The 26,960-nt window shown below is 38.9% G+C and carries 27 protein-coding genes and 1 pseudogene; 14 read left to right on the top strand and 14 right to left on the bottom strand.

All coding sequences use genetic code 11. From position 1 onward, the window contains the following. Positions 1-7: 7 nt before the first annotated feature. The gene (locus CIL05_RS18345) at positions 8-436 is read left to right on the top strand and encodes a MarR family winged helix-turn-helix transcriptional regulator (RefSeq protein WP_095656991.1); all 429 of its coding nucleotides are present in this window, start codon (positions 8-10) and stop codon (positions 434-436) included. A gap of 66 nt (positions 437-502) precedes the next feature. Here the strand turns inward: CIL05_RS18345 and CIL05_RS18340 are convergent, their stop codons facing one another. From CIL05_RS18340 to CIL05_RS18330, 3 genes are read right to left on the bottom strand one after another with little or no spacing between them, the layout of a single operon-like run. Further along, on the bottom strand, positions 503-1,429 hold the full coding sequence (locus tag CIL05_RS18340) for a ring-cleaving dioxygenase (protein ID WP_095656990.1): 927 nt from the start codon (positions 1,427-1,429) through the stop codon (positions 503-505). Positions 1,430-1,444: 15 nt separating this feature from the next. Next, the gene (locus CIL05_RS18335; RefSeq protein ID WP_095656989.1) at positions 1,445-2,053 is read right to left on the bottom strand and encodes a flavin reductase family protein; all 609 of its coding nucleotides are present in this window, start codon (positions 2,051-2,053) and stop codon (positions 1,445-1,447) included. Between the two features lie 12 nt (positions 2,054-2,065). Then, on the bottom strand, positions 2,066-3,004 hold the full coding sequence (locus CIL05_RS18330; RefSeq protein WP_095656988.1) for a ring-cleaving dioxygenase: 939 nt from the start codon (positions 3,002-3,004) through the stop codon (positions 2,066-2,068). 494 nt (positions 3,005-3,498) lie between these two features. Between CIL05_RS18330 and CIL05_RS18325 the strand changes: the two are divergent. After that, a pseudogene (locus tag CIL05_RS18325) lies at positions 3,499-4,363 on the top strand (Rpn family recombination-promoting nuclease/putative transposase). Positions 4,364-4,475: 112 nt separating this feature from the next. Here the strand turns inward: CIL05_RS18325 and CIL05_RS18320 are convergent. From CIL05_RS18320 to CIL05_RS18310, 3 genes are all read right to left on the bottom strand, one after another. Then, complete coding sequence (locus CIL05_RS18320; RefSeq protein ID WP_095656987.1) at positions 4,476-5,318, bottom strand: aldo/keto reductase; 843 nt, start codon at positions 5,316-5,318, stop codon at positions 4,476-4,478. Positions 5,319-5,482: 164 nt separating this feature from the next. Then, on the bottom strand, positions 5,483-7,861 hold the full coding sequence (locus CIL05_RS18315) for a polyprenyl synthetase family protein (RefSeq protein ID WP_095656986.1): 2,379 nt from the start codon (positions 7,859-7,861) through the stop codon (positions 5,483-5,485). Between the two features lie 484 nt (positions 7,862-8,345). After that, positions 8,346-10,403 (bottom strand): ATP-binding protein, encoded by a 2,058-nt coding sequence (locus CIL05_RS18310; RefSeq protein ID WP_095656985.1) that lies wholly within the window; start codon positions 10,401-10,403, stop codon positions 8,346-8,348. A gap of 139 nt (positions 10,404-10,542) precedes the next feature. Between CIL05_RS18310 and CIL05_RS18305 the strand changes: the two genes are divergently transcribed. The 4 genes from CIL05_RS18305 to CIL05_RS18290 all read left to right on the top strand — a co-directional run bounded on the left by CIL05_RS18305 (position 10,543) and on the right by CIL05_RS18290 (position 14,159). Beyond that, the gene (locus tag CIL05_RS18305; RefSeq protein ID WP_095656984.1) at positions 10,543-11,232 is read left to right on the top strand and encodes a response regulator transcription factor; all 690 of its coding nucleotides are present in this window, start codon (positions 10,543-10,545) and stop codon (positions 11,230-11,232) included. Positions 11,233-11,460: 228 nt separating this feature from the next. After that, the gene (locus CIL05_RS18300) at positions 11,461-11,583 is read left to right on the top strand and encodes an anti-repressor SinI family protein (RefSeq protein WP_240510231.1); all 123 of its coding nucleotides are present in this window, start codon (positions 11,461-11,463) and stop codon (positions 11,581-11,583) included. A 206-nt stretch (positions 11,584-11,789) separates the two neighbouring features. Continuing rightward, positions 11,790-12,803 carry an NADP-dependent oxidoreductase gene (locus tag CIL05_RS18295; protein ID WP_095656982.1) on the top strand — a complete coding sequence of 338 codons (1,014 nt, stop codon included), beginning with the start codon at positions 11,790-11,792 and terminating at the stop codon, positions 12,801-12,803. 447 nt (positions 12,804-13,250) lie between these two features. Then, a complete protein-coding gene (locus CIL05_RS18290) occupies positions 13,251-14,159 on the top strand; it encodes a nuclease-related domain-containing protein (RefSeq protein WP_095656981.1) in 909 nt (302 codons plus the stop codon). 102 nt (positions 14,160-14,261) lie between these two features. Here CIL05_RS18290 and CIL05_RS18285 read toward each other — a convergent pair whose 3' ends face one another. Genes CIL05_RS18285 through CIL05_RS18275 form a run of 3 tightly spaced genes read right to left on the bottom strand, consistent with a single transcriptional unit; the run spans position 14,262 to position 16,564 of the window. Next, positions 14,262-14,996, bottom strand: a complete 735-nt coding sequence (locus tag CIL05_RS18285; protein ID WP_095656980.1) for an ABC transporter permease — start codon at positions 14,994-14,996, stop codon at positions 14,262-14,264. After that, a complete protein-coding gene (locus CIL05_RS18280; RefSeq protein ID WP_095656979.1) occupies positions 14,993-15,928 on the bottom strand; it encodes an ABC transporter ATP-binding protein in 936 nt (311 codons plus the stop codon). The genes CIL05_RS18285 and CIL05_RS18280 overlap by 4 nt, the downstream gene beginning before the upstream one ends. A gap of 33 nt (positions 15,929-15,961) precedes the next feature. After that, complete coding sequence (locus CIL05_RS18275; RefSeq protein ID WP_095656978.1) at positions 15,962-16,564, bottom strand: TetR/AcrR family transcriptional regulator; 603 nt, start codon at positions 16,562-16,564, stop codon at positions 15,962-15,964. Between the two features lie 189 nt (positions 16,565-16,753). Between CIL05_RS18275 and CIL05_RS18270 the strand changes: the two genes are divergently transcribed. Both CIL05_RS18270 and CIL05_RS18265 read left to right on the top strand, forming a co-directional pair. Continuing rightward, positions 16,754-17,311: a PadR family transcriptional regulator gene (locus CIL05_RS18270; RefSeq protein WP_095656977.1), complete on the top strand. Its 558-nt coding sequence runs from the start codon at positions 16,754-16,756 to the stop codon at positions 17,309-17,311. Further along, positions 17,311-17,790, top strand: a complete 480-nt coding sequence (locus CIL05_RS18265) for a DUF4188 domain-containing protein (RefSeq protein WP_095656976.1) — start codon at positions 17,311-17,313, stop codon at positions 17,788-17,790. Before CIL05_RS18270 ends, CIL05_RS18265 begins: the two co-directional genes overlap by 1 nt. A 41-nt stretch (positions 17,791-17,831) precedes the next feature. Here CIL05_RS18265 and CIL05_RS18260 read toward each other — a convergent pair whose 3' ends face one another. Both CIL05_RS18260 and CIL05_RS22835 read right to left on the bottom strand, forming a co-directional pair. Then, entirely contained in the window at positions 17,832-18,887 is a 1,056-nt protein-coding gene (locus CIL05_RS18260) for a DUF3231 family protein (RefSeq protein WP_095656975.1), read from the bottom strand. Positions 18,888-19,017: 130 nt separating this feature from the next. Then, positions 19,018-19,140 carry a hypothetical protein gene (locus tag CIL05_RS22835; RefSeq protein WP_276245357.1) on the bottom strand — a complete coding sequence of 41 codons (123 nt, stop codon included), beginning with the start codon at positions 19,138-19,140 and terminating at the stop codon, positions 19,018-19,020. A gap of 273 nt (positions 19,141-19,413) precedes the next feature. Between CIL05_RS22835 and CIL05_RS18250 the strand changes: the two genes are divergently transcribed. The 5 genes from CIL05_RS18250 (at position 19,414) to CIL05_RS18230 (ending at position 24,414) form a co-directional block, all read left to right on the top strand. Further along, a complete protein-coding gene (locus tag CIL05_RS18250) occupies positions 19,414-20,469 on the top strand; it encodes an ABC transporter substrate-binding protein (RefSeq protein ID WP_095656974.1) in 1,056 nt (351 codons plus the stop codon). A gap of 8 nt (positions 20,470-20,477) precedes the next feature. Further along, positions 20,478-21,248 carry an ABC transporter ATP-binding protein gene (locus CIL05_RS18245; RefSeq protein WP_095656973.1) on the top strand — a complete coding sequence of 257 codons (771 nt, stop codon included), beginning with the start codon at positions 20,478-20,480 and terminating at the stop codon, positions 21,246-21,248. A gap of 5 nt (positions 21,249-21,253) precedes the next feature. Next, complete coding sequence (locus tag CIL05_RS18240; RefSeq protein ID WP_095656972.1) at positions 21,254-22,048, top strand: ABC transporter permease; 795 nt, start codon at positions 21,254-21,256, stop codon at positions 22,046-22,048. Between the two features lie 147 nt (positions 22,049-22,195). Beyond that, on the top strand, positions 22,196-23,236 hold the full coding sequence (locus CIL05_RS18235; RefSeq protein ID WP_165769169.1) for a lactonase family protein: 1,041 nt from the start codon (positions 22,196-22,198) through the stop codon (positions 23,234-23,236). Positions 23,237-23,529: 293 nt separating this feature from the next. Next, positions 23,530-24,414 carry a fructose bisphosphate aldolase gene (locus CIL05_RS18230; RefSeq protein ID WP_095656970.1) on the top strand — a complete coding sequence of 295 codons (885 nt, stop codon included), beginning with the start codon at positions 23,530-23,532 and terminating at the stop codon, positions 24,412-24,414. On the opposite strand, the gene CIL05_RS18225 is transcribed toward CIL05_RS18230, so the two are convergent. Beyond that, positions 24,298-24,879, bottom strand: coding sequence for a virulence RhuM family protein (locus CIL05_RS18225; protein ID WP_240510230.1), 582 nt, complete (start codon positions 24,877-24,879; stop codon positions 24,298-24,300). The two genes, CIL05_RS18230 and CIL05_RS18225, sit on opposite strands and share 117 nt — an antisense overlap. 228 nt (positions 24,880-25,107) lie before the next feature. Beyond that, positions 25,108-25,332 (bottom strand): hexameric tyrosine-coordinated heme protein, encoded by a 225-nt coding sequence (locus CIL05_RS18220; protein ID WP_095656969.1) that lies wholly within the window; start codon positions 25,330-25,332, stop codon positions 25,108-25,110. A 294-nt stretch (positions 25,333-25,626) separates the two neighbouring features. Between CIL05_RS18220 and CIL05_RS18215 the strand changes: the two genes are divergently transcribed. Continuing rightward, the gene (locus CIL05_RS18215; protein WP_500691347.1) at positions 25,627-26,262 is read left to right on the top strand and encodes a Uma2 family endonuclease; all 636 of its coding nucleotides are present in this window, start codon (positions 25,627-25,629) and stop codon (positions 26,260-26,262) included. Positions 26,263-26,517: 255 nt separating this feature from the next. Here the strand turns inward: CIL05_RS18215 and CIL05_RS18210 are convergent, their stop codons facing one another. Then, positions 26,518-26,700: a hypothetical protein gene (locus tag CIL05_RS18210; RefSeq protein WP_095656967.1), complete on the bottom strand. Its 183-nt coding sequence runs from the start codon at positions 26,698-26,700 to the stop codon at positions 26,518-26,520. Positions 26,701-26,960 lie beyond the last annotated feature (260 nt).

The raw sequence follows: 26,960 nt of genomic DNA, 5'->3' as shown, positions 1-26,960 counted from the left end.
GGTTTATTTGGGGTTTGACTTAAAAAACCTAGATATATTCGATGTACTGAGCGAACGACAACTTCAACTTCGAAAAATAACTGAAAATCTATGGAATGACCACGGCAATATTAATATATCAAATTCTGAGTGGTTTATTATGGCAAGAATATACAAAAAGCAACCAACCATTGCATATGTTTCAAAAAATGTGGACATATCCAGGCAAGCAACACATAAATTCATAAAAAAGCTAGAGTCAAAGGGATTAGTGGAAATCAGTAGTGTGAAAAATAACAAAAAAAACAAAAGCATTCGATTAACCGAGTTAGGGGAAGAATGCTATGAAAAAAATGAATCACTGAAAGCTGATCTGGAGAGGAAAATTGCTGATAATATTGGAAATGAACAATTACAGCTCCTTAAAAGGATTTTAAAATCTGATTGGGGTTTATAAAAAGATAACGCTATTAGCCAGGCTCGCGGTTAATAGCGCAAAACTTTTATCAGTTAATACCACTTCTTATTGAACCTTGATTGGTGGTAATTTAGCTTCAAATTCTTTTCTTTTTGATTCAAACCAGCTTGGCAGCATTAGCTTTTCCCCCAGTTTATCCGGTGTTTCATCAACTGCAAACCCTGGTGCATCTGTAGCTATTTCAAAAAGAATGCCACCCGCTTCCTGGAAATAAAGTGCCTTGAAATAATTACGATCCTTCATTTCCGTAGGCTGAAGCTTCTTTGTTTCAAGTAGCTCCTGCCACCTCTGGTGTTCCTCTTCATTCTTTGCTCTCCATGCAATATGATGAATTGTTCCGGCGCCAGCTAAACCTCGTACAGAAGGGGATAGCTTGATATCAATCCTATTCCCGAGCGACTCTTGTGTTTGATAGCGTAAATAATCTCCCGCTTGTCTTACAAATTCCATGCCTAGAATATTCTCTAAAACGTCAGCTGTTTCATTTGGCTGCGCGGAATATAACGTTGCTCCTCCGAATCCTTGAATTGCATGTTCTTTATCGATTTCATTTGTACCCCAACTGTTATCTGTATCCGTTTCCCTTTCGACCAGCTCGATTTGTAACCCATCCGGATCCTGAAACTGAATAGAGGTTTCATTAAACCGGGAATCCAATGTAAAAGAAATTCCTTCTTGCTGTAATCTATTTTTCCAAAAATCCATGGAACCTATTGGTATAACATAACTGGTTGTTCCAACTTGTCCACTGCCCACACGTCCTTTAGGAAGTTTAGGCCAAGGGAAAAAGGTAATGATGGTTCCAGGATCTCCCGATTTATTCCCAAAATATAAGTGATACACTTCAGGTCGGTCAAAATTTACTGTTTTTTTTACAAGTCGCAACCCTAATACATTCGAATAAAAATCATAATTTACCTGGGGATCATTTACGATTGCCGTGATATGATGAATTCCGGGTGTTCTTAGCATGAAGCTCCCTCCATTCTATTTAGGTCTTTCTATGGAAATGACGTCACCAATACCAGCATAATTTGGTCCTGCCAATCGGCTCATTGCACCAAGTTTTTCATGATTAATTCTGCCATCTTCATATATTTCTTCATCCATGTGAAATCTAACTATCTTTCCGATTATCAGGTCGGTTCCTATCGTATTATTTTCACCCAGTTGAACAGAATGCTCCAATATGCATTCGAATCGAACCTTAGATTCTTTTATTCCGGGGACAGATATGCTTTCACTTTCAGCTAAGGTTAAGCCGGCTTTTTCAATTTCACTGATCTGCGGTGGCAGTGAAGCAGCAGTGATATTAATCTTTTCCACATTTTGCTCGTCAACAATGTGTACAACGAATTCTTTCTTTTCCATAATGTTTCGTGCCGTATCCTTCTGAATTCCATTTTTTCGCTGTGTAGAAATGGAGATCATTGGAGGATTGGATGATACTACATTGAAATAACTAAATGGCGCCCCATTTATGGTTCCATCCTCTCCAACACTTGTTATAAATGCTATTGGTCTTGGGACAATACTGCCGATTAACAGTTTATAATTTTCCCGTTCTGTGTTGTCATTTGGGTTAAAGCTAAGCAAATCAATTCCTCCTTATTTATCCAGGCTTCTTATTTCCAGTGGTATCAGTGATTTAATCAGTTGTTCACGGTGTTGTTCATATTGGGATGGCAACTTTAATTCTTGCCCCATTGTTTCATGGGACTCATCATGTGCAAATCCCGGTGGATCTGTTGCAATTTCAAACAGGATTTCCCCATGTTCTTTAAAATAGATAGCATTAAAATAATTTCTGTCCTGAACTGGTGTTACTCGATAACCTTGGTCACCAACATATTTCTGCCAATCCAATTGATCTTCATCATCTTTTGCACGCCATGCAATATGGTGAACTGTTCCTACCCCCATTTGCCCTCTTCCAATCGGCGTTCGTTTCACATCAATAATATTTCCAATATCACCATGGGATCTGAAACGGATTAAATCATCTTCTTCAGCGACTTTTTCCAGCCCCATAACATCTTGAAGTGTCCTCTCAGTTTTTTCCGGATTGGTAGATAATAAGACCGCTCCACCGAAACCTTTAATGGCAACTTCCGGTGTGACATCCCCATGAGTCCAATTGTTTGCTTCTCCTTCATTTCTTTCCACAAGTTCAAGTTGCAGGCCGTGTACATCAGCGAATTCCAAATAAGTCTCTCCAAATCGTTCCGTTTTATTGAACTCAATATTAAATTTCGTTAATCTGTTTTCCCAGAAATTCAAGGCTCCAACTGGAATGATGTAAGTGGTAACACCTACCTGGCCACCGCCAATCTTTCCTTGATACGCATTAGCCCATGGAAAAAATGTAATAATTGTACCTGGTTTCCCACCATCATCACCAAAGTAAAGATGATAGGTGCCGGGATCATCAAAGTTAACTGTTTTTTTAACGAGTCTTAATCCTAAAACACCTGCATAGAAATCTGCGTTTTCCTGTGGGTGGCCTACAATTGCTGTAATATGGTGAATACCTTCTGTTTTCTTCATTTAAATTGTCTCCTTCATACTATTTAATTGTTATACATTTGATTTTAAATAAATATTACTAACTCAGTTTATGATACCTATTGTGTTTTCTATTTTTATTTATCCTTAATTCATTTATCTTTAATTAAATATAATATTATACTAACTTTTTCCTATTGTCAACTCCTTTTAATGAAAAGCAATAGGATGAACAAGCTAATTAAAAATCATTTTATATCCGAACTTTTATAACATTACATATGGACTGATATATTATTATTTCTCAATTTATAAGAAATCAAAACAAAAGGATTCATATTCTGTATCAGTAGAGGAGATTATTCCACTGGTGAAGTTTCATTGAAACAGCAGCAGGAGATATCTAATTTTAATGTTCTAGAAATACCCATTTCAAAACATAATGATAACGCTTTCCTTTTACAAAATTTCTGCTATACTATTGGTAGAAATTCACCACGTATTATCCCTCATAAAATTGAAAAGGAAGATTGCCTATGCCAGTGGCACAGCTTATCAAGGAAAAGCCCACAGTCTATACCCGCCATGATCAATTATTCAAGGAACTGATCCACACATTTTTCGAAGAGTTTTTGGATGCTTTTTTCCCGGAGGTCCACCAAATAATTGACTTCCATGAAGTGAAACCATTATCAGAAGAGGTTTTCACAGACCTGCTTGAGGGAGAAGCCCGCCGACTTGATATCGTAGTTGAAGCAAAAATGAAGGATATCGAATCTGTTATTATTATTCATATTGAGCCACAAAGTTTCAAACAAGCCCATTTCCACGAGCGAATGTATCAATACTTCAGCCTGCTTTATCATAAATACCGGAAGCCAATTATACCGATAGCAGTATTTAGTTATGATGAAAACTGGGAAAAGAATCAATATACGATGGAATTTCCTTTCCTCCATGTACTCACATTTAATTATCTCACACTACATCTGCGTAAAAAGAACTGGAGAAATTACCTAAAGTCCGGCAACCCTGCTGCTGCGGCTCTTCCTGAGTAAAATGGGTTACACTAAAGAAGAACGAGTACAGGTAAAGAAGGAATTTCTAAGAATGCTAGTGAAAATGAAGTTGGATCCAACAAAACAAAGACTGGTCTACGGTTTTTTTGAAAGATATTTAAAACTGAATGAACAGGAGGAGATTATATTGAAGAACGAAATTCAACAGATGGATGAAGCAGATAAAATTATGGAAATTCCTATCTCTTATGAGGAAAAAGGTAGAGAAAAAGAAAAAAAAGAAGTCGCACTGAAAATGCTGAAGAAAGATGCATCCATTGATTTTATTGCAGAAGTTACAGGTTTGGACAAAAAGGAAATTGAAGCATTGAAGGAAAAATGAATAATGATGGACATCCTGAGATAAATGTTACGACTATCGACCATCCATGGACGATATAAAAAAATAAAAGCGCACCACTCATTACTTACTAGTGGTGCGTCCATCATAATTATTAGAATTCCTCATAAACAGCAGGATCCTGATCTTTCTGTCTGCCATCCGGCCGGGTTAATTCTGCAATAGCATTCATTTCTGTTTCGTTTAGAGAAAAGTCAAAAATAGATATATTTTCACGTTGCCGCTCTGGAGAAGCAGATTTTGGAATTGGAATTGTTCCCAGTTGATAATGCCAACGTAAAATGACTTGTGAGACCGTCTTGTTATGACTATCGGCTATCTTTCTAAGATTTCCATTGTTTAAAACATCATTTGCCCTGGCTATCGGACTCCAGGATTCTGTTTTAATATTGTTTTCTTCATTCCATATTCTTTGTTTTTTCTGATTAAAAAATGGATGTAATTCGATTTGGTTTATACTTGGCTTTGTGCCGGTTTCTTTTTCCAGGCGTTCCAGATGTTCAGGCAGGAAATTACAAACACCAATGGAGCGGATCAACCCCCATTTTTTAGCATCGATTAATGCTTGCCATGCTTCAACATAGTTATCCTGTTTTGGGTTTGGCCAATGAATAAGATATAAATCATAATAATCCAGATTTGCACGATATAAGGATTCCTGAATGGTAGTGACAGCTTTATCATACGTCTGATAGCGACCTGGTAATTTGGATGTAATTCTCAAGTCTTCCCTTGGAATCGAACTGCGCCTAACAGCTTCCCCTACCGTTCCTTCATTTTCATAATTATAAGCAGAGTCAATTAACCGATAGCCTATGTTAATTGCACTATTGATAGCATTGGCACCTTCATTTCCATTAAGGTTGTATGTACCAAAACCGATAACCGGTAAAGTAACACCATCATTTAGTGTGATCTCCGGGATTGATAAAGTCATATTGTATCTCTCCTTTCAATAATACTCCTAAGTTTATCATCTTTATGACTTGAAATCTAAAGATGATACCTGGGCAACCCGGGGGTAAAAGAACTAAATATATAAGCAGATGTACATTACCACCATATAAAGTGGAGACATACATCTGCTTTTTTTAAAAACTATCAAGAATCCCTGTTCACAATATAATTCATTAAATGTTTCAGAAACGAATCTTTTTGTGGAAGACTTTGCAGTGATTCAATTGCAAGGGAATAATGGTCCCACATTGCCTTTTTCGCATGCTTTACACCGAGGACGGATACAAATGTCGAACGGTTATTTTCCGCATCTTTTAACACGGGTTTGCCAAGTAAATCAAGATCCCCTTCCACATCAAGCAAATCATCCTTAATCTGAAAAGCAATGCCTGCATGATAGGCGAATTTTTTCAATACTTCCATTTCCGATTCGTCTTTGTCAGCGAGAATGGCTGGCATAATCAGCGAAGCCTCAAAGGCCTTTCCGGTTTTGTAAAAGCAGATCGTATTTAATTCCTCCAGTGTTAGTTGCTTTCCCTTGGAATCCAGATCCATTGCCTGGCCCTTACACATTTCTGCTGTCATTTTGGCGGAATAGCGAACCAACCGAAGCACTGCTCGTGAATCGAATGACTCAAGCAAACTCTGTTCCTCTACAGCTTTTTGGGTTAGAAAAAGCCCGGTTAATTCCCCGATGGCATGATTATACACTTCATGCACGGTTTCACGTCCCCTGCGAATTGGCGCATCATCCTGTGATGGTAGGTCATCGAAAACCAATGATGCTGTGTGCATATATTCCAGCGATTTCAGAAGGGGAACGATTGCGGTCTGATCAAGTCCATATTCGTTTACACCCATAACCCATGCCATGATTGGCCTGAGCCGCTTGCCATCACCTTCCAGACTGTAATTGGCTGCATCCATAATAGGTACCTTGATGAAAGATTCCTGCTCATTCTGTGAAATGCTGAGGTTTTCGTTGATTTCATCACGAACAGATTTGACCGTATCGATAAAATTTTCCTGCTCTTTTCGTTCCTTTTTCAAATCAGCAATCATATGATCCCTAACGAGTTTATCAAAAAATTCCACATCCACGGCTTTTCGGACCATATATTGGATAAGGTTGTTGAATTCCGGAATTCCGGATGTAAAAATAGCCATAACTTCCTTGTATTTTTCAGTTCCCATACGTACTTTATATCGCTTCAAACCGTTAATTGCCCTATCCAGAATCACTTCACAGGTTTTTGGATCGGAATCATATAAATCATGGATTAAATAGGCAATAACTGCCCAGTACATTTCAAAGGGATTGATCAAATTCGGGCGTGTATCATGATACTTCAGGTAATACGTATATGGTGTCACCCCACCCTGTTTCGTATCCTCAAACATATCGGCAAAATCATCGGCCAACTGGTTGTAGATACCATAGTAAAATGTCCGGCTGTCAATCCCTTCATCCTCGGAAGCACGAATAATCGCCCGAACGATCAACCTGGAAGAAGCTGCCTTCATAATGACAGGAATAAAAAGCTCTTCATTCGTGTAATTGCCATTGGAAAGATCCTTGGCACGGTCCACCTCCTGGGATTTAAAAAACACGTACGATTGCCCAAGGAAGTCGTCTCTTGTATCCGGGTTCTGATGGTCTTTAATATATAGAAAAGCCTCCCGAAGTTCCGCATGAATGTATACGATCAGTTCTTTGTTATTTCCTGTCCAAACTCCCAGGTCAGGCACCTCTCCAGTAATCAGTGATGTCCGGATCAGATCAGAATATTGCTTTTCCTCATCAGGCGATAAAATATTGGCATCCAACAAATCATCAATAAAGGGGTATGTCAATCCATAGCAATAGCCAAGGCGAATTGCTTTCTCAAGTCTTTCTTTTCGTTCGCGGGCTGGGGTCTCATCTCCCATCTCCTCCATTACCTGCATCACGACACCGGCAATGATTTTGATCAATTTCCGCTGGGCTTCAGTTGCATTCATACCATCCGGAATATTGGAAGAAACCTTCTTTAATTTTTCCATCACCCAAATCAGGGTAGGCTCCACGCCTTCCTTCTCTGCAAAACGGTACAGGCCGGCCATACTGAACGTTTGCTCCTCCCGGTCGACTCTGTCCTTCTTTGTTAGATGATTTTTCAGCCTGTCAACAGAACGCTGAACACGACTTTTCATTTCAGGTGTATCCAAAGCCTTTCCAAGATCACGCATGAAGATATAGGAAATACTGCGATCCAGATAATCATCCAGCTTCCCGGTTTTATCCATCCACCGAATATATTGATGATAATCTTTTGTATCAGGACTTTTCTTCAAGTTTGCTAAAAATGGAAAAAAGGAAAAACGAGGCATATGCTGCTGTTTCCAGGAGTTAAAATCGTCTGTTAAAACAGGGATATAGGTATATTGGGAGACTCGCTCATTCAATATATTAAAATAATCAGCGGCCTTCTTTTCAGCCAGCAGATATCCTGCATCGGCATTATTCAGTAACATTTCATTCATTCTCTACATTCCCTCTGTATTATGTCTGGTTATTTTTGTATGTCACATTTTTTTCTTAGAAAACCTAGCTTATCGCCAAGCCTTAGGTGGCGAAAGCACAAGGCCTGCACTTATACTGGTTTCTTAGAAAACTTGGCACTCGCCAACCTTTGGGCGATGCCTTAGTTGCACTTATGCAGAAAGGAAAAAGGATATATTCCTTTACTGCCTAAAAAAGTTATACTTTCCTATCAGTGTAAAACTATCAAATCATATTAAAGATATTCCAAAAGTAACATCTTTATAACCAAAAATCTATTTTTATATTTTATCCAAATAACTTTAGAACCATTAAAACCTGTCCACAGTTATTCATACGAATTTGTTCAATAAAAGATTCATTATTCACATCGATTTATAGTATTAAAGCATGGGGGCCAATTCCATGATTTTATCTGCTTTATCCATCTGTTGAATTTCGTTCTTCCATATAATCTCCTACCATTCACTCAGCCTCAATCGGCAGCATAAAATAAAAGCAACTGCCTTCACTTGGTATGCTTTCCACGGAGATTTCCCCATTGTGATAATCGATAATTTCCTTTGCAATGGGGAGCCCGAGCCCTGCACCATTATGGGCTTTTCGCTGCTTACTTTTATAAAAACGCTGGAACAGCTGATTTTGTTCATCTTCTTTAATTCCAATCCCATTATCCATAATCTTTACGATGACAACATCGCCCGTCCCTAACGCAAGCTCCAATGTGATTTTCCCATCTTCTCCTACGAATCGCTGGGCATTTTTTAAAAGATTGACAATAACTTGCTCTATTCTAATGGGGTCAATCCGCACAAACAGATCCTCCAAATCCAAAGGAAGCAAGTCTTTATGAACAAATTCAATCCCCTGTTTCTCAAGATCCCATTTATATTTTTCATAAATGCCCTGTATGAAGGGACCGATATTCATCTTCTTCATGGAAAACGTAATCTGATTATTTTCCATCTCCGAAATATCGTGAAGATCATGCAGCATGCTGGAAAGATATTTACTTTGATCATGGATGAGCCGGGTATATTTTTGCTCGGGCTCAATGACCCCATCCACCATACCCTTTGTATAGGACTGAATCGCCGTCAATGGTGCAGCAATTTCATGGGAAATATTACGAATCCATTTATTTTTAGATTGCTGGGCTTCATACAACTTTTGGTTCGTTACGTATAATTCATCATTCGCCATCTCAAGCTCTATTGTTCTATTTTTCACCTGCTTTTCAAGTGATGCATTAAGCAGACTTAAATCATCAGACAACCGCTCCGCCCTAGCAAAAGACGTCGAATAGCTTTTGGACAGGATAACTGCCTGGGTAAATAAAAAGAAAAACAGCCCAACAGAGGTTAACTCCGTTGTCCGAATCAAATCATTATAGTAGAGCACATCGTTTATTACCAAAAGAATCAGAATGAAGGTTGCTGCTGCATTTAAATAAGATCCTGGACGTCTTTTCGGTACTGCTTTGATATAGATAATGAGACCATACAGCACAGCCACAAGGACCAATACCTGAAGTAGAATCATCGTTTGGGTAAAAACAAGAGCTGGAGTCAGGATAACAAACAGACTGTACACGCCTAGAACTATCGTGATTCCATTCCTTATTTTCCTGTGCATATCCTCAGGAAACTGGGTACAGGTAAATAAAGTGAGAAACAATGCACCAAGTGATGCACCCAAATATTCAAGACTTGTTGCAACCTCAAAATTTAAAAATGGCAGCAAGTAACCAGCGAGCGCTTGTTCAATAATGGTTGCACGTATCGCAACAACCGTGCAGACAATCGCAAAAAACAAAAACGAGTAGTCCTTTTTGCGAAACAAAAATATTATAAAATGGTATAACCCAATAATCACCAGACTTACCACAATAATAGACCGATATAAAATTGTCTTTTCCCTATGCTTAAAAAGCGTCTCAGGTTCCCCAATCAAAACAGGCTCATAGATTCCGGCACGTCGCTGACTATAGTTGGATACCTGAACAATTAATTCAACAGGGTTGGTTTCAGCATAAAATGGAATTACCTCAGAACTATTTGCAGGTATCTCTTCCTTTCTATTTGTACCAGGGATTCCCCTTTGAAACTTTTCCTCCCCATTTATCAATAATGAATAAGCGGAAGCAGCACCGGAAATATAGATCGCTTTATATGTACCGAGTTCGTTTTTAGGCAAGTAAATTTGCAAACGATAGGTCGCATGGCCGCTTGAAGGCAGGGCTTCCCCCAGTGCTTTATAGTTGCTCCAATCTGCAGGTACATCAACAATAGAAGGCTTTAATTGACCGCCTCCTTGTCTAAGGTCAACTGAATCATGGCGCTCATGCCAGTAAAATTCCCATTCGCCGTTTAATTTAATGATTGAATCCTCAGAGAGCTCAGGCAGTACTGCTTTTCCTTCGTCAACAGATACAGTATCCTTCGCATGAACAAGACCTGCCTGTACGGTTATAATTATCATGATAAAAAACAGTAAGAAAACAATATGATTCCACTTCACCATAACCTTAAAGCCCCCCCTTATCTGTCATCATTTTCCCATAATTCTGATACTTATTCCACTACTTTTTTCCTATTCACTCAAATTAACTAAATTTTATGGTATATTAAAGATAGATTGTAGCCTTGAAGGAGATGAAGGTATGCGGCCTATTCATATTTTAATTGTTGAGGATGATTTCTCTATCGTTGAAATTCTACGTCTCTACCTTGAAAAAGAAGGTTATATTGTACATTATTCCTTAAATGCAGCAGGTGGCCTGCACAAGATAGAAAAAGATCCCCCAGACATTGTTTTACTTGACCTCCATTTGCCTGACACAAGTGGGTTTGACCTTGCCCGGAGGTACCGTAGGCTTTCTGATGGCATCCTGATTTTTATTACTGGTGAAAGAACTAAAGACACGATTATGAAGGGGTTCGAACTCGGGTGTGACGACTATATCACCAAACCCTTCGATCCCCCTGAGGTCATTGCCAGAATAAAGGCAAACCTGAGAAGAGCTGGCAGGAACTTTTCCAATACTGTAGAGATTGGCGGACTTACGATCAATTTCTCTGATAAAACTGTTTCTAAAAATGGGAAAACCATCGATCTTTTTGCAAAAGAAAAAATGCTTCTATTCCATTTAGTCAAACAGCCGAATCAGGTATTCAGTGTTGAGCAATTATTTGATCTGATCTGGGGTTTTGATTCCTCTGCAAATTTAAAAACGGTTCACGTTCATTTAAGCACATTGCGGAAGAAAATCGAGGATAATCCGAAAAAACCTCGATATATTTTAACCGTCAGAGGGTTCGGCTACAAGTTTCAATCGGTACTAAATGATTAATATGGACAATTATCTACTGGAAAAACACAGCATATTTCAAAGATCAGCACCCTTTTGGCTGATCTTTTTTTATTGTAAACAAAATACTTTCGATATTTCGAATATTTCGTATAAATTTAACCTTATTTTAACTTTAAACCGCTATGATGATCTATAGGAGTATTTTACCAGACGGCCAGTACGCTTTGTTAGTCTTCATATGTAATGGGGAGAGGAGAATGCAGCATTATGCCGGATAAAGAGTGGATCGATCTTATCTTGGAAGCTAAACAACTTGGGCTAACCATCGAGGAGATTAGGGAATTTTTACAGACAGAAAATAAAGAGGAAGTATTGAGGAAAGCGGAGTAGGAACATAGAGACAGGAAATGGAAGGCAATCTCAGGTTTCAACCGGTAAATTCAGGACAATGAGCCTGCCTCTTCCAGTCCCTCGGTGGAACTGCTAAAACATAAGCGGTTCCTTTTTTAGTGAGGCTAAAGTTTTAGCTGATTAGGCAAAAGGCTTGCAGGGTTATAGATGAGAGATTATGGTTTAGTAACAGGAGGGAAAATCAATTGAAATCACAACAGCTTTTATTAAAGATGCGTCCAAATGGTTTGCCTGATGAACAAACCTTCGAATTTCGTCATGTTGAAGCAGAAAATCTGGAGCAAGGGGAGCTATTGCTGAAAACCTTGTACATTTCTGTTGACCCATATATGCGGGGCAGAATGTCCAATCAAGATTCTTATGTGGAACCTTTCCAAATAGGAGAACCGCTTGCAGGCGGCATCGTTGCACAGGTTATGGAATCAAGGGTCGATGATTTTAAATCAGGAGACATCGTTCGAGGAAACCTTCCATTCCAGGAATACAATACAGTCAAAGCGGACAATGTAAGCAAGGTAAACACACATGGATTAAGCCCTAGTACTGCTCTCGGTGTCCTGGGTATGCCTGGGCTGACTGCCTATTTTGGTATGATGCATATTGGCGAACCAAAGAAAGGTGAAACCGTCGTTGTCTCAGCCGCTGCAGGTGCGGTTGGTCAAATTGCCGGTCAACTGGCCAAGCAAACCGGGGCACGTGTTGTCGGCATTGTTGGTTCCAAAGAAAAAGCAGATTATATTACAGAAAAACTTGGATTTGATGCCGCGGTAGAATATAAAGCAGGAAACCTTGAAGCACAATTACAGAAAACCTGTCCAAACGGGATTGATGTATATTATGAAAATGTGGGTGGGGAAATTGGTGATGCCATTTGGCCACACTTAAACAATTTTGCCCGTGTTCCTGTATGTGGTGCCATCTCGTCTTATAACTTGAAAGAAGAAGAAGTGGATCTTGGCCCGCGTGTACAGCAGTTCCTGATAAAATCGCGTGTGAAAATGCAGGGTTTTTTGGTCGGTGATTTTGCCAAAGATTATAAAGAAGCATACAAAGTTTTAGCCGAGGGTGTTTCCGCGGGAAAACTAATCTTTGAGGAAACGATCCACGAAGGATTTGAAACTATTCCAAAAGCCTTTAACGGTTTGTTTACAGGAGAGAATATTGGTAAACAGCTTGTGAAAATTACAGAAGCTGAATAGATTGGCGTTTGGGTATAATTATATGATGGAAAGCAGCTGTAAATTTTATTTTTAGCTGCTTTTTTATTTTGAGTTGCGTAGGCGTGTGGGTGTGCGGTGGGGTTGTGGACTTTTCTTGCTTGCTTTAAGGGCGTTTTGTCCGTGAGAGTGGAGTTCACGGACATTGTGCTCATGCTTTTGGGTTGTTTTGTCCGCGAGAGTGAAGATCACGGACTTTGCGCTCTTACTTTGAGGCTATTTTGTCCGTGAGAGTGGTGTTCATGGACTTTTCGCTCTCGCTTTTAGAGCGTAATGTCCTCGAGAATGGAGATCACGGACTTTGTCCTCATGCTTATACAGCGTGCTGTCCGCGAGATCTTCTCTATTACTTAAGCTTTTTAGTGTAATAAGATGATAATTTTAGATTTATTTAGTATAATCAATTTAATTAAGGAAAGGGTGTGGAATATGAAAGAATATAAATCTCGTAAAAAATCAGCTGAATTATTAATCTTAGAATTACTCAATAAAAAGAAGTCTTTATCAACCAAGGATAAACAGCATTACTTGAATCTAAAAAAAGGATTTGAAGGTGAAAAGCTTTTTGATTCATTGACGGCTAGGCTTGAGTATGAATGCATCATTTTAAATGATTTACTGCTAAAAATAAATAACACCGTCTTTCAAATTGATACACTTATTATCACTTCACATAAGGTTTATATTTTTGAAGTAAAGAATTATGTAGGTGAATTTTATTTCGAAGGTGAAAAGTTTTTCAAAATACCCCAATATGAAATCATCAACCCATTGCACCAGTTGAGCAGAAGCGAATCTCTACTCCGGCAATTATTCTCCAAACATGGGATTAACCTTTCTATTGAAGCCTCTGTTATTTTCATAAATTCTGAATTCACCTTATACCAGGCACCTCTCAATAAACCAATTATTCCTCCAACCAAGATTAACGGCTACCTCAATCAGTTAAATACAATATCTTCCAAATTAAAGAGAAATCATAAACTATATGCAGAAAAACTAATGTCTCTTCATATCGAAGAATCCCCTTATTATCAGTTACCTGACTATAATTATAATGAACTAAAAAAGGGTATTTGTTGCATAGACTGTGATTCATTTTCTATTTCTGTTGTGGGAGTGATGTGTGTTTGTAAGGAATGTGGGCATAGAGAAAAAGCTGCTTCTGCAATAAAGAGGACTGTTGAAGAATTTAAACTCCTATTCCCCGAGCAGAAAATTACTACAAATATTATTCACGAATGGTGTCAGGTGATAGATTCCAAGAAAAGAGTGAGGAGAATACTTAAAAAGAATTATACAAAAATAGGAACTAATCGATGGATCTACTTTGAATAAAGCCTGAAGTTAGAGTACAGGTACAGAGACAGGGCATGAGCTGCACCCCAAATTTCAACTGATAAATCCAGGGGCAGTCCGCCTATGTCCTAAGTGTCTCACTTATTTTCTATTCAAAATAAAAATAGCCCCACCATAACCTAAAATACACCACACAATTAAATTAATATAATTGCCGGCGTCTGCGGTAAAGGTCGAAGCAGCCAGTGATGCACGCATTACCTCAGCCATGGAGTAAATCGGCAGTACTTCATGAAGTAATTGAAGCCATTCGGGTAGACGTTCCATTGGGAAGTTTACCGGTGAAAACATAAGTGCTCCAAATACAATAATTTGTGAAAGTCCTAAAGAGGCAGTTGGTGATAAAAGATAGGAAAATCCATAGCCGACACCAATGGAGGTTAATGCAATCATTAACATTGCCGGAACTACAGTCCAGGAAACATCATATCCCGGCTGAAACATGAAGTGCGCTACAAAAGAGGAAACAACAATTCCTGGAATTGTAATTAACACCCACAGGGTTGTATCTGCACCAAGTATAATGGAACGGTTTATCGGCCATGTTCGCATAAACTCCATAAATCCATCTGCTTTGGATGTGCCAACCTGCTGGGGTAAAATGACCAATCCTGTAATGATCAAAATTAAAGTAGGAGCTCCTGTAGATAGGTAAAGTATACTGCTTGTGTCAGGATCAGCAATCAAATAGGTAAAACCAATTACGATACCAATGGATATCATAATCTGAATTAAAGCCATGAATACAAGATACCCCGAATTCCTCAGAAACTGCATTTGAAAAACATATTTGTATTCGCTTACTATTTTTGTCATACCTGTGATAACTCCTTTCCAGAAGTTAGTTCCACATAAACATCTTCAATGGTTGCGGGGGACAGGCCGTAATCAATAATTGCACCATTCTTAATCTGATCACTAGCCCACTTTATCGTCGCATCCACCTGTTCAGGATCTATGGAAAATAACATGCGGGAACCCCTAAGATGAGATGAAAGCGCCCATTTCGGGAGTTCCAATTTGCTGTCCTTATCTAAACTAATTTCCATCCGCATCCGGTTACTTACAGAGCTTTTTATTTCCGAGGGAGTACCCTGGGCAAGCAACTGGCCACCATGTAATATCCCAACCCGGTCGACTGTCTTTTCAGCCTCTACCACATTATGTGTTACCAGAATAATAGAAGTGCCATCATTTGTAAGTTCGCGTATCACCTGCCAAAGATAACGCCTGCGAACAGGATCTATATCATTTGTCGGCTCATCAAGAATGACCAATTTTCCCGGAGCAGCCACCGCCATACAAAAGGCTGTCAAACGGCGGACACCTCCTGAGAGTTTTTCACCCTCTTTATTAGCCCACTTTCCCATATCCAGAGCCTCAAACAGCATATCCACCCGCTTCGGATCAAACCTGCCACCAGCACGCATTTTCCCCATCAGTGTAACTGCCTGTTTTGGTGTCAGGAATCCCAGAGGCACCTGTGATTGTGGCTGTACGGAACACAAGGCCCGCGCACGAGTAGTAGACCCAATAACTGATTTGCCAAGTAAATGAATGTCTCCTTCATCAGGGGTCAGCAGTCCTAAAATCTGATTTACTATTGTCGTTTTCCCTGCACCATTTTGGCCTAACAGACCAAAGATTTCACCTGCTTCAATTTGGAAAGTAAGATTATCATTTGCAACCGTCCTGGATTTCCCTTTACCGGAAAACTTTTTCGTAACACCTTTCACATCAAGTATCATTGTTAACCTCCCATTTTATATTGGCAGATCTTTTTATAAACCTTTCCTTCGCTTTAATTCATCCAGCATCCCTTCCTTGCGAAAATGTGATGTAGCAATTACATCCTCTGCAGTACTATCGAGCATTTCAATCATCATTTCTTCACTGAAGTTCTCCGGAAGTAAACCATTCGCCACCATTACAGAAAGTCCGGTTTGGAAAATCTGCATTTTTAATAAAATGGTTTGCAATTCTTCCTCTGAAAAACCGGCAAGGGTCGGATCTTTTTCCATTTGCTCAATCACAACACTGATATCATTGCTTTCATATTGCATATGGGCACTATTTTTCATAATCAAATCCCGAAAAAGCACACTGTACTCCTTCGCAAATTTAATACTTGCAATTCCAATGTCCCGAAATGGCTCCCCGGAATTTTGCTCAGCTAACATTTGTCTTGATATGTCCACCGTCTTCATCACCACCTCTTTAATCAGCTCTTCAATATCATTAAAGTTTACATAAATTGGTGCGATGGAACTTTCCAGTTTCTGAGCCACCTTCCTGATTGTAATTGAATCAATACCTTCTACTTTTGCTATATCAAATGCTGCATCAATAATATCTTCTCTGGAAAACTTTTTCTTTGGTGCCATTGTAACTCTCCTTGTGGATTAATATATAATATATGATATGTATCATATGATTTATAACTATAATATACTACTTTAATAATTATTTCAATACTAATTTTCAGATAAATCACAAAAGTTGGTTGCATCATAACTAATTTCATGTATAATATAGCTGAAAGATATATATCATAATGATAGGTGGATCACAGCATGACTAAATATAATAATACGAAATACGCTTTACTTGGTTTGCTTACGACGGGCTGCCGTACCGGATATGCCATTAAACAAATGATTGATACCAGTCTGAATCACTTTTGGAAAATTAGTTATGGCCAGATTTATCCTACATTAAAGCAGCTGGTCGAGGATGGATTGGCAACGGTAAAAGAAACTTCTCAGGAAGGTAGGCCCAAAAAGGAATATTTCCTAACCCCAAAGGGAGAATTAGCATTACAAGCCTGGCTTCAGAGTCCTATAAAAGAAATACCTGCAGAAAAAAACAAATTATTGCTAAAGCTTTTTTTCGGCCGTCACCAAAGCAATGAAGATACCACCAAGCAACTGGAGAATTATCAACAGGAATTGCAGAAGCGCTATGAAACGTATGAGGAAATTGAAAAAATGATTACATCCCATAAGAATGAGGAGGCTGATGCTACTTACTGGCTTTTCACATTAGATTACGGAAAACGAATGACAATTGCCGCAATGGAATGGTGTGAGGATACAATTGAAAAAATCAGGAATTGGAAGGATGATTCGTAATGGCAAAATCCGTATTTGAGGGGCGTTATACTACGGAGAATGATCAGGACATCGTCGTATTTTTAATTGGAATGAGGGTAAATAAGTGGCATGCTGTACACAAATGGCTGCCTGTATTTATGGCGATGCCGGCAATGATCCGGGAGCTTTATCAAAATAAGGACCTTGGCCTTCTTTCGATGGAAAGTTACTTTGGGCTTAGAACCACTGTTATGATTCAATATTGGCAATCAACGGAAGATCTTCATGCATATGCAAGAGGACAGAAGCACTTAACTGCATGGAGAGACTTTAATAAAAAAGTTGGTGACAATGAAGCTGTTGGCATCTACCATGAAACTTATATCGTCCAAAAAGGAGATTATGAGACTGTTTATGGAAATATGCCATTATATGGGCTCGCCAAGACCCGAAAGCAAGTGCCGGTTGACTCATCCCTGAATTCTGCAAAAAAGAGATTGAATACGAAAAAAGCCTAAGCAATATCAAATGCTTAGACTTTTTCTTTCATCACGTTATTCTATTCTATTCCTTTAATTCCGCCTGACAATTCATCACGATCAACCGCTTCTGGAGGTTGTTCCATCCAACCCTGGTCAATCATTATATTCGCACCATCCTCTACATAAAGACCAATGTCCATCAGGAACTTCGTATACATACCACCAAGATCCCGCCTTCCATTGAGTGACATTCCATTTGCATCTGACCTGATCTTCATGGAAAACATGTCTATTTTATGCCATAGCATCAATTTATCTGAAAAAGGAGAAAAAGTAGAGGTGCTTACCAAATCATCCAATAGTGGAGGAGATGGCAAATTATCTTTATGCAACTGCTGTGAACAGGACTTTATATGTTTACTCGTAATTTCCTTTCCTCTTAAAAGAAACTTTTTAACCTTTTCTGTTTTGGCTACTTGACTAAAACCAATTAAAAGCGCTTTACTGGTTACATTATTTTCAAGATTATCATAAAGATGTGCAACTTCCAGCGCATGAAGAGGTCGGACATTTCCAAAAAAACCATTTAAATAATTTTGCTGTTTTACAAAGTCAATCTTTTTTGGAGTCGGAATGGATGGTGGTCTTACTAAGAACCCTTTTGCTTCCAGGATATCATTCACATCCGATACGAGCTTTACTGTGGACTGAAGTGTATTGATAAATAATTCCCTTACATCTTTTCTCGACATGATCGGTATGGCAATCGAATAGATACTCATTCCAGCTTTACTTGTATAGTTTAGATAGTGAAGATAAAACTCATCGGAAAATAGCCTTGGAGCACCAAGGTTCACATCTTCCTTTGTAAACCCAATTGGTATTGGGAAGTTATCCCGGATAAATATTTCTTTAATATTTTCCACAATCGATTGACTTAAATTCAGAGCATTTTCTATAACCACCTTGATATCCTTGTCTTCGATATGTTGGAGATAATAACGAAGGACACACGTAGACATCGTATTTCCTGTATAAGTTACCCATAGCTTCCCCATTTCTGCAGAGGTTAATTTATGATTGGTATTGTTTATTTTATTTGATTGTATTTTAGTCGGTTTAATTGGCTTCATAAGGAATCCCCTTCTATAAATTTCCTTTTAGTTTTAGCCTCAAATTTTAATTTATTCGTTTGTAACCTATTTCCAGTTCATTGTTCGTCCGTGGAATACTGCTATAATTTCCTAGGCTCATTGCTCATGCTTACTTCTTCAGCTTCTCTGACACTAAACGCATATCCTCAACAAGCAATGGATACAAATTGGGGCGGCGTCTTGCGGCGAGTGGATGGTATGCAACTGTTGTCTGAAAGCCATCCACCTCCATCACCCTCCTCCTTTTTAGTTAACCAATTGGAAAAAAATCACACAGTTTATCATTCCAACCGATTCCAATTTATGACTTTTCGACAATGTAAGCCCTTTCCTTACATTCTTTCCGAAATTTTTCAATAATTATGTGGATTCGTTGATTATTTTGTGCTATCCTTATAAAAATCTCATTAAGATGGCTGCAGGCATTATTATTTTTTAGGTTACAAAACCTGTGCTATTTTAATAGCTTTTTTTATCTTTTTATACATATAGGGAGGAATTAGGAATGAAGAAAAGAATTGGTTTTGCATTACTATCAATGCTGTTTTTAGCATTTATCCTTGCAGGTTGTGGACAAGCGTCTTCAGATGATTCCTCAGAAGCAAATGCTGAAGGAGATTCCGAAAATAAATCCGTTGAAATTGGAATGTTGAAATTGACCAGCTCAGCCCCGTTTTTTATTGCACTTGAGAAAGGTTTTTTTGAAGAAGAAGGAATTGATGTCGAGGTGAATTGGTTTGAGGCTGCACAGCCAATATCTGTTGCAACAGCAGGTGGAGACATTGATGTTGGGGCAACCGGAATTACGGCAAGCCTATACAATATGGTTGCCGGTGGCGAAGAATTGGTTATTGTCGCTGATAAAGGCAGAGAACAGGAAGGCTATTCCTCCACAGCTCTATTAGTACCGAGTGACTCAGATGCAGATAGTGTCGAAGACCTGGCAGGGAAAAAGATCGGGATTACTCAAACCGGATCAACCTTTCATTATATGGCTGGAAGACTGCTGGAAGAACACGGCTTAGCTACAGATGATGTTGAACTCGTGCCTGTGAACAGTATACCCGGTCTGATGGAGACATTGGAAAGTAAACAAGTCGATGCCGTTTTATTAAATGAGCCGAATATTACAAGAGTTTTGGATGAAGGGTATGGCAAACTGATTACTCAGGTTGGAGATGTGATTGATTATCAGGTTTCAGGCGTGTTTTTCTCTAAAACCTTTGCTGATGATACAGACACTGCTACAAACTTCATGAAAGCCTATGCGAAAGCAACCCAATACTACTATGACGCTGTTCTCACAAAAGAAAACGGTGAAGTTGTACCAGGGGAAAATTATGATGAGGTTGTAAATATTATTGCAGAATATACCGACCAGGAACCGGAATTGATCAAGCAAGGCCTTCCATATATGGATCGTGATGGAAAACTGCTTGCATCAGACATCCAAACACAAATCGATTGGTATGCGAAGGAAGAATTAATTGGTGCGCCAATTGATGCGGAGGAAATTATTAATACGGAATTACTCGACAATGCCTTAAAAGAATTGGAGTAGTGACAGCAATGAGTATCGTCATCGAAAACGTTGGAAAAACGTTTATTGATCCTAAAAAAAATGAAGTAACTGCCCTGGAAAATATCAACTTTTCCATAAATGAAGAAGAATTCGTTGTCCTGGTTGGGCCAAGTGGATGTGGCAAATCAACACTTTTAAACATCGTAGGTGGTTTACTGTCCCCGACCAGCGGCAGTGTTTACTTTGAAGGAATTACAGAGAAGAACCCTAATTTGGGAATTGTTTTTCAGGAAATCGCCCTATTTCCATGGCGTACCGTTTTTCAGAATGTCATTTACGGTCTGGAGGAAAAAGGACTTCCCAAAAAGAAACAAATAGAAATCGGAAATTACTATATCGATATGGTCGGGTTGAGTGATTTTAAGGATGCTTATCCCAAACAGCTGTCGGGTGGTATGAAGCAGAGAGCCGGAATTGCCAGGGCACTTGCAGTTGAGCCGGATTTATTATTGATGGACGAGCCGTTTTCTGCTCTGGATGCACAAACCCGAACCCTGATGCAGGAGGAACTGCTCACCATTTGGAACCGCACCAAATTAAACACACTGTATGTCACCCATAACATTCAAGAAGCTGTTTATTTAGCTGACAGGGTCATTGTTCTATCCAGACATCCAGGAAAAATTAAGCGAATTATCAGCATTGATTTACCAAAAACCGGCAGAAACGATGAGGAATACCGTGAAAAATCAAGCCGGTATGCAGATGAAATCTGGCAGCTTATTCGTCATGATGCTGAAGAAGCATTGAAGGAGTGATAGAATTGGACAAACAAAAGAAGGTCATAACAAATCGTGTTGCTTTTCTCGATAAAAAGGTCCCATTCTATGCTTCCTTTGTCGGGATATTGGGTCTTTTGATATTGTGGGAAATCATATCAAGAATCGGCATTGTCTCACCACTGTTCCTCCCTGCCCCGTCTGAAATTATCGTGACTGGATGGCAGATGCTTGTCAGTGGCGAAATTTATGGGAATCTTACGGCAAGCCTTTATCGAATTGTCATTGGATATGCCATCGGCTCTGTACTCGGCATTATATTTGGTCTGATCCTAGGCTTCTTTAAACTGGCAGATGCTGTCGGAACACCGATTGTTTATTCCATTTACCCAATCCCGAAAATTGCGCTATTGCCATTGTTCATCTTATGGCTTGGTATCGGCGAATTATCAAAAGTAACGATTATAGCATTGGGAGTGTTTTTCCCTGTAGTAATCAATACATTTTCCGGTGTAAAAAGTGTTGATCCCATGCTTGTAAAAGCTGCAGTAACATTTGGCTCCAACCGGGTCAATGTGATTCGCAAGGTTATATTGCCAGGATCCCTTCCAATGATTTTTGCCGGTCTGAAGCTCGCTGCAGGGACATCACTGCTTTTACTTGTATCAGCAGAAATGATTGCTGCCCAGGAAGGCATCGGTTCGATGGTACTGCATTATGGTAACTTAATGATCACGTCAAAACTAATGGTCGGAGTACTGATCCTGTCCCTCCTTGGATTAACCTTTAATAGAGGTTTGAAGTGGCTGGAAAACAGGCTTATTCCGTGGAAGGAATAAAGGCTCGTAGACAGGATTCTCTTCCCATCTGTTTTGTTTGTAAATTTAATTTAAAATGGTGATCCTGTCACACCAAGCCCTTCGAATTAATTTTAGTCTCCGGACATGCTATGATGAAAGGAAGACCATTCAGAAGGGAAGATACATATGGGAAAAAAATATATTGGATATGCGGGTACATATACACGCAAAAGCAGTAAAGGAATTTATCGTTTCACCCTTGATATAGAGACTGGGACACTAAGTCATGTCGAAGTTGCTGCAGAAGTCGGAAGCCCGACGTATTTGTCTATCAGCGAGGATAACCGCAACCTTTATGCTGTTGCACAGCAAGATCAAATGGGCGGCGTGCACGCATACGAGGCCGACCGTGAAACAGGTTCCTTAAAATTTATCAACAAGCAATTGACAGAAGGTACGCCACCATGCCATCTTCAGGTCCATAACAATAAACTAGTTACAGGAAACTACCATAAAGGGGAAGTAGAGTTGCTTCATGTCAAAGGACAAGGCGGCGTTGAACTTGCTTCATCCATACACCATGAAGGAAATGGGCCACACGAACGCCAGGAAAAATCACATGTCCATTTCTCAGGAGCGACACCAGACGGGAAATATGTTGTAGTATGTGATCTTGGTACAGACGAGCTTGCCACATATCAAATTGAAAATAATAAGTTAGAACATGTGCATACATTAAAAGTAAAACCAGGAAGCGGTCCGCGTCATATTACATTTCATCCCGACGGAAAAACAGCCTATCTCATGACAGAGTTAAGTTCTGAAGTAATTGTACTCGACTATGACAGTGAGCAAGGACGTTTTACAGAAAAACAAACAATCCGTGCGATACCAGAGGATTTCACAGAAACAAATGACGCAAGTGCCATTCATATATCTTCAGACGGCAGATTTGTTTACACAGGTAATAGAGGACATAATAGTATTGCACTGTTTCGTGTCGATGAAGCGAGCAAAGAACTGACATTTGTTGAACATACATCAACTGGCGGGGACTGGCCACGTGATTTTACCCTTGACCCAAGTGAACAGTTCGTCATAGCATCGAATCAGCATACAGGAAATCTTGTATTATTTGCCCGTGACGTGGAGACAGGCAAGCTTACGAATACGGGATCAACAGTCGATGTTCCCGAAGTTGTATGTGTGAAATTCCTCGGAGAATAATAGTATGATCTAAAGCATAGCTCATGTAAGCTATGCTTTTGTGCGTATGGCGAGGACACAGGGACAGGAAGTAGTTGCTAACTTCCCGAAGTATCGCTGATAGAACCATGAGAAGCGCTAATAAATTTGCGTTTATGGGCACCAATGAACCCCACCCCACCACGGTTTTCAGCCTGCAAGTTTACACAGGGTTTAATCATTCCAGCTATCACTAGATCCCTAATAATGCTACAATATAGATAGGAAAGTTGCTTAAATAAATTTCTTTCAAATACAGAAAAGGAGTGGATATGATGCAACAAAGTCAATTGGAAAAAGTCAAAAACGGTAAAGGATTTATAGCAGCACTTGATCAAAGTGGTGGCAGTACACCGAAAGCACTGGCCCTGTATGGCGTCTCAGAGGATGCGTTTTCCAATGAGGATGAAATGTTCGATTTAGTACATGCAATGCGGACAAGGATTATCACATCACCTGCCTTTGACTCGGATAAAATTTTAGGTGCCATTCTTTTTGAACAAACGATGGACCGTGAAATCGAGGGTATGTACACAGGCGATTATCTGGCTGAAAAGAAAGGCATTGCCCCCTTCCTAAAAGTGGACAAGGGTCTTGCAGATGAATCGAGTGGTGTTCAGCTGATGAAGCCGATCAACGACCTTGATGAAACACTGAAGCGTGCGAACGAACGCCATATATTCGGTACAAAAATGCGCTCCGTTATTAAGAAGGCTAATCCTGAAGGCATCAAGGCTGTTGTAGACCAGCAATTCGAAATAGGTAAAAAGATAATTGCCGCAGGTCTAATGCCAATTATCGAACCAGAAGTTGATATAAACAGCCCGGAAAAGGAAAAATGTGAAGCGCTGTTAAAAACAGAAATTCTAAGTCAGCTTGATAACCTGGGTGAAAATGAAGACGTCATGCTGAAATTAACAATCCCTAAAGTAACAAACTTGTATAAAGAACTTATCGACCATCCAAAAGTGGTTCGTGTTGTTGCACTTTCCGGCGGGTATTCCACAGATGTGGCAAATGAAAAGCTTAAAGCAAATGATGGGCTAATTGCCAGTTTTTCCAGAGCTTTGAGCCAGGATTTGAATGTAAAACAAACGGATGAGGAATTTAATGCTGCACTTGAAAAAGCAGTTGAATCGATTTATGAGGCTTCTGTTTAAGTGGATTGATATATTTAGAAGAGCGAGCAGTTTACAGGCTGCTCGCTTTTTTACATCTCCAAAATTACGTATTTCTTTCAGTCTGTCATCATCCATCGTAAAACCTTTTACCAGATATTCATTCAAATGTTCTGTTGCCCACTGCCGGAATTGTGTACCTCGATGGGAACGAACCCGGTACCCGATAGCGATAATCATTTCCAGGTTGTAGAATGACACTTCTCGTTCAACATCTCTGTTACCTTCAGTTTGAACTATTCGGTTTTTCCGAATAGTTGTCGATTCGTGAAGTTCACCCTCAGCAAATATATTCTTTATATGCCCGTTTATCGTATTTACAACCTTTTGATACAACTCCGCAATCGCCTTCTGAGTCATCCAAACTGTTTCATTTTCCAATCTGACATCTATTTTTGTATTACCTTCTTCTGTCTGGAAGATTAGCATATTAGTTTCATTATTCATTTCCATTCCTCCAGAAAATGATAGTAAAAAGATTTTTCCTGTTTCAACAGTATCTAACCTCATTATATAAACTTCTAACAACATAATCAAACATTAGTTCGGTTACATAATGCAAATAGCTAGTCATTTTTATTGCTATGCTTAGTTTAAATTTGGGACAGTGAACTCACTTCATTACATATTAAAAAACCCTTTTCCATGATGAAAAAGGGCTGAATTTTAAATTCATTATTTCCAATAATTATTAGCTGCTGCCACTGTTTGATAATGGATCGCAATGACCTGTGAAGCAGCTGTCAGGCTGTCCGCATTTTCCTCATATTCCGGTCGCAATTTCTTTCTTATTTCTGCAGAAGGCTGGGTATATCCAACCCCTTTTCTTGCCAATGTAATAGCCAACTCAAATCCCTCTTGTGGTGTTTCTGTTTTTAAACTTGTAAGCCATTCACTCATAACAGTCATCCTCCCCTATTTGATCTTTCTTTCCTATCTATAGAGTACTCCATAGAATTAGACATGACAATTAACTTTACCGAATTGGTTAAATAATCAGTTATTAATGTGATGATTGTAACGTTTTTGGATGTAATGGATTAACATGAAAGCTATATGCATATCGTTTAAAAATCCCTTCAAATCATTAGTGCTTTAATTTCCTGGGGACTGACACTTTTATAATTGTTGAAATATATGCCATATTTGTTAGGACAAGATAGCATTAGATTATTATAAAAGGTTTACATTTTGTTGTATAATGGACATTTAATAATAAACGATGGGAGGAGGCAAGCTATCGCAGATAAATACCCGTTAGACATGACTTATAAGGAATATATAACTTGGAACGAAGAAGAACGTTGTGAAGTTTTGGATGGTAAAATTATAAGTATGGCTCCATCACCAATTCCTGAACATCAAGATATATCTATGCAATTATCAATCGAAATTGGTACGTATTTAAGGGGAAAGACTTGTAAAACTTTTGCGGCTCCAATCGATGTATACCTTTTTCAGGATTCTAATAAAAAGTGGATTGACGAAAATGTTAGGAATTGGTTAATTCCCGATTTAATCGTTGTATGTGATCCGAATAAAATAAAACAAAACAAAATCCTGGGCGCACCTGATTTTGTTGTTGAAATTATATCCCCCTCTTCAGCAAAGATTGATCGTTTAGATAAACGTTTGGCTTACCAACGAGCGGGAGTGAAGGAATATTGGATTATTGATCCTGCCAATCAAATTATTGAAGTTTATTTGCTAAAAGGGCAAACATTGGAGCTGAATAATGTATACAACAGGGGAGATTTCGTTTCTGTGCAAGTGCTGGAAAGCCTCACGATTGACACTACAATCCTATTCCCTGAACGTACGGGAAATTAGACCAAGGTATGAGAATTGCCTTTCATACCTTGTCCCTTCTTAATTTTAAATCCAACACGAATCCATAATTCTATCATCTGTGATTTAGTATATTTTCTTTTTTCATATTTAACATTTTGGAAAGGATATTCACTATTTATCGAATTCTTTCCTTTTTAAATATCATTTTCTTCTATGTAACTACATACTTTTTTTATAATCTCCGCCTTCCCTACCTATAAATCCCCTTTAGTGGTTTTATGCCAACTCTACTTTTCACATCTCATCATGGTGAGAACTTGCATCAGGTTTCCCTAAAATAGTATCGCTGTAAGATTGGATCGAGCTTGGTAATAAGCGATAAAATAATCCTTTGTATTTTAGATCTAATAGAGCTGCATTAAGGAAAATGACAAGGAATATAGGTACGAATATACTTTTGTTCTTTGTTTTGTTCATGTGAAGACCTCCCAGAATTGTTTTTAAGTGGTAATTCCTATTTAATTAACTGTAATCGTGAATATAAGTTCCTGCCCTTTCTTTAATACTACTATACAACAGTGAACTACCCACCACTTACCACCTCTACGGGTTGCTTGAAGTGGGGGCTTCTTGGGTAATCGCCACTTTTACTAGCTGACGAAATTGACCAAGCTAACCCTCTTGTTCCAAAAGTTTATATTTTTATTAGGCAGTCGCTAATAAGCGAATACCTTCTT

This window comes from Virgibacillus profundi, assembly GCF_002287375.1.
Taxonomy (GTDB): Bacteria; Bacillota; Bacilli; order Bacillales; family Amphibacillaceae; genus Virgibacillus_K; species Virgibacillus_K profundi.
The sequence above is the reverse complement of the archived record's forward strand: the minus strand, read 5'-3'. Positions and strand labels throughout refer to the sequence as shown.

What these genes read in the sequence shown, in the direction of transcription:
- CIL05_RS18340 (WP_095656990.1), bottom strand. Translation starts at nt 1,429, where the DNA reads ATGCTAAGAACACCCGGAATTCATCATATCACGGCAATCGTAAATGAT.
- CIL05_RS18290 (WP_095656981.1), top strand. Translation starts at nt 13,251, where the DNA reads ATGAAAGAATATAAATCTCGTAAAAAATCAGCTGAATTATTAATCTTA.
- CIL05_RS18225 (WP_240510230.1), bottom strand. Translation starts at nt 24,879, where the DNA reads ATGAATAATGAAACTAATATGCTAATCTTCCAGACAGAAGAAGGTAAT.
- CIL05_RS18310 (WP_095656985.1), bottom strand. Translation starts at nt 10,403, where the DNA reads ATGGTGAAGTGGAATCATATTGTTTTCTTACTGTTTTTTATCATGATA.
- CIL05_RS18285 (WP_095656980.1), bottom strand. Translation starts at nt 14,996, where the DNA reads ATGACAAAAATAGTAAGCGAATACAAATATGTTTTTCAAATGCAGTTT.
- CIL05_RS18315 (WP_095656986.1), bottom strand. Translation starts at nt 7,861, where the DNA reads ATGAATGAAATGTTACTGAATAATGCCGATGCAGGATATCTGCTGGCT.
- CIL05_RS18330 (WP_095656988.1), bottom strand. Translation starts at nt 3,004, where the DNA reads ATGAAGAAAACAGAAGGTATTCACCATATTACAGCAATTGTAGGCCAC.
- CIL05_RS18220 (WP_095656969.1), bottom strand. Translation starts at nt 25,332, where the DNA reads ATGAGTGAATGGCTTACAAGTTTAAAAACAGAAACACCACAAGAGGGA.
- CIL05_RS18270 (WP_095656977.1), top strand. Translation starts at nt 16,754, where the DNA reads ATGACTAAATATAATAATACGAAATACGCTTTACTTGGTTTGCTTACG.
- CIL05_RS18300 (WP_240510231.1), top strand. Translation starts at nt 11,461, where the DNA reads ATGCCGGATAAAGAGTGGATCGATCTTATCTTGGAAGCTAAACAACTT.
- CIL05_RS18280 (WP_095656979.1), bottom strand. Translation starts at nt 15,928, where the DNA reads ATGATACTTGATGTGAAAGGTGTTACGAAAAAGTTTTCCGGTAAAGGG.
- CIL05_RS18260 (WP_095656975.1), bottom strand. Translation starts at nt 18,887, where the DNA reads ATGAAGCCAATTAAACCGACTAAAATACAATCAAATAAAATAAACAAT.
- CIL05_RS18245 (WP_095656973.1), top strand. Translation starts at nt 20,478, where the DNA reads ATGAGTATCGTCATCGAAAACGTTGGAAAAACGTTTATTGATCCTAAA.
- CIL05_RS18235 (WP_165769169.1), top strand. Translation starts at nt 22,196, where the DNA reads ATGGGAAAAAAATATATTGGATATGCGGGTACATATACACGCAAAAGC.
- CIL05_RS18230 (WP_095656970.1), top strand. Translation starts at nt 23,530, where the DNA reads ATGCAACAAAGTCAATTGGAAAAAGTCAAAAACGGTAAAGGATTTATA.
- CIL05_RS18265 (WP_095656976.1), top strand. Translation starts at nt 17,311, where the DNA reads ATGGCAAAATCCGTATTTGAGGGGCGTTATACTACGGAGAATGATCAG.
- CIL05_RS22835 (WP_276245357.1), bottom strand. Translation starts at nt 19,140, where the DNA reads ATGGAGGTGGATGGCTTTCAGACAACAGTTGCATACCATCCACTCGCC.
- CIL05_RS18305 (WP_095656984.1), top strand. Translation starts at nt 10,543, where the DNA reads ATGCGGCCTATTCATATTTTAATTGTTGAGGATGATTTCTCTATCGTT.
- CIL05_RS18250 (WP_095656974.1), top strand. Translation starts at nt 19,414, where the DNA reads ATGAAGAAAAGAATTGGTTTTGCATTACTATCAATGCTGTTTTTAGCA.
- CIL05_RS18275 (WP_095656978.1), bottom strand. Translation starts at nt 16,564, where the DNA reads ATGGCACCAAAGAAAAAGTTTTCCAGAGAAGATATTATTGATGCAGCA.
- CIL05_RS18320 (WP_095656987.1), bottom strand. Translation starts at nt 5,318, where the DNA reads ATGACTTTATCAATCCCGGAGATCACACTAAATGATGGTGTTACTTTA.
- CIL05_RS18210 (WP_095656967.1), bottom strand. Translation starts at nt 26,700, where the DNA reads ATGAACAAAACAAAGAACAAAAGTATATTCGTACCTATATTCCTTGTC.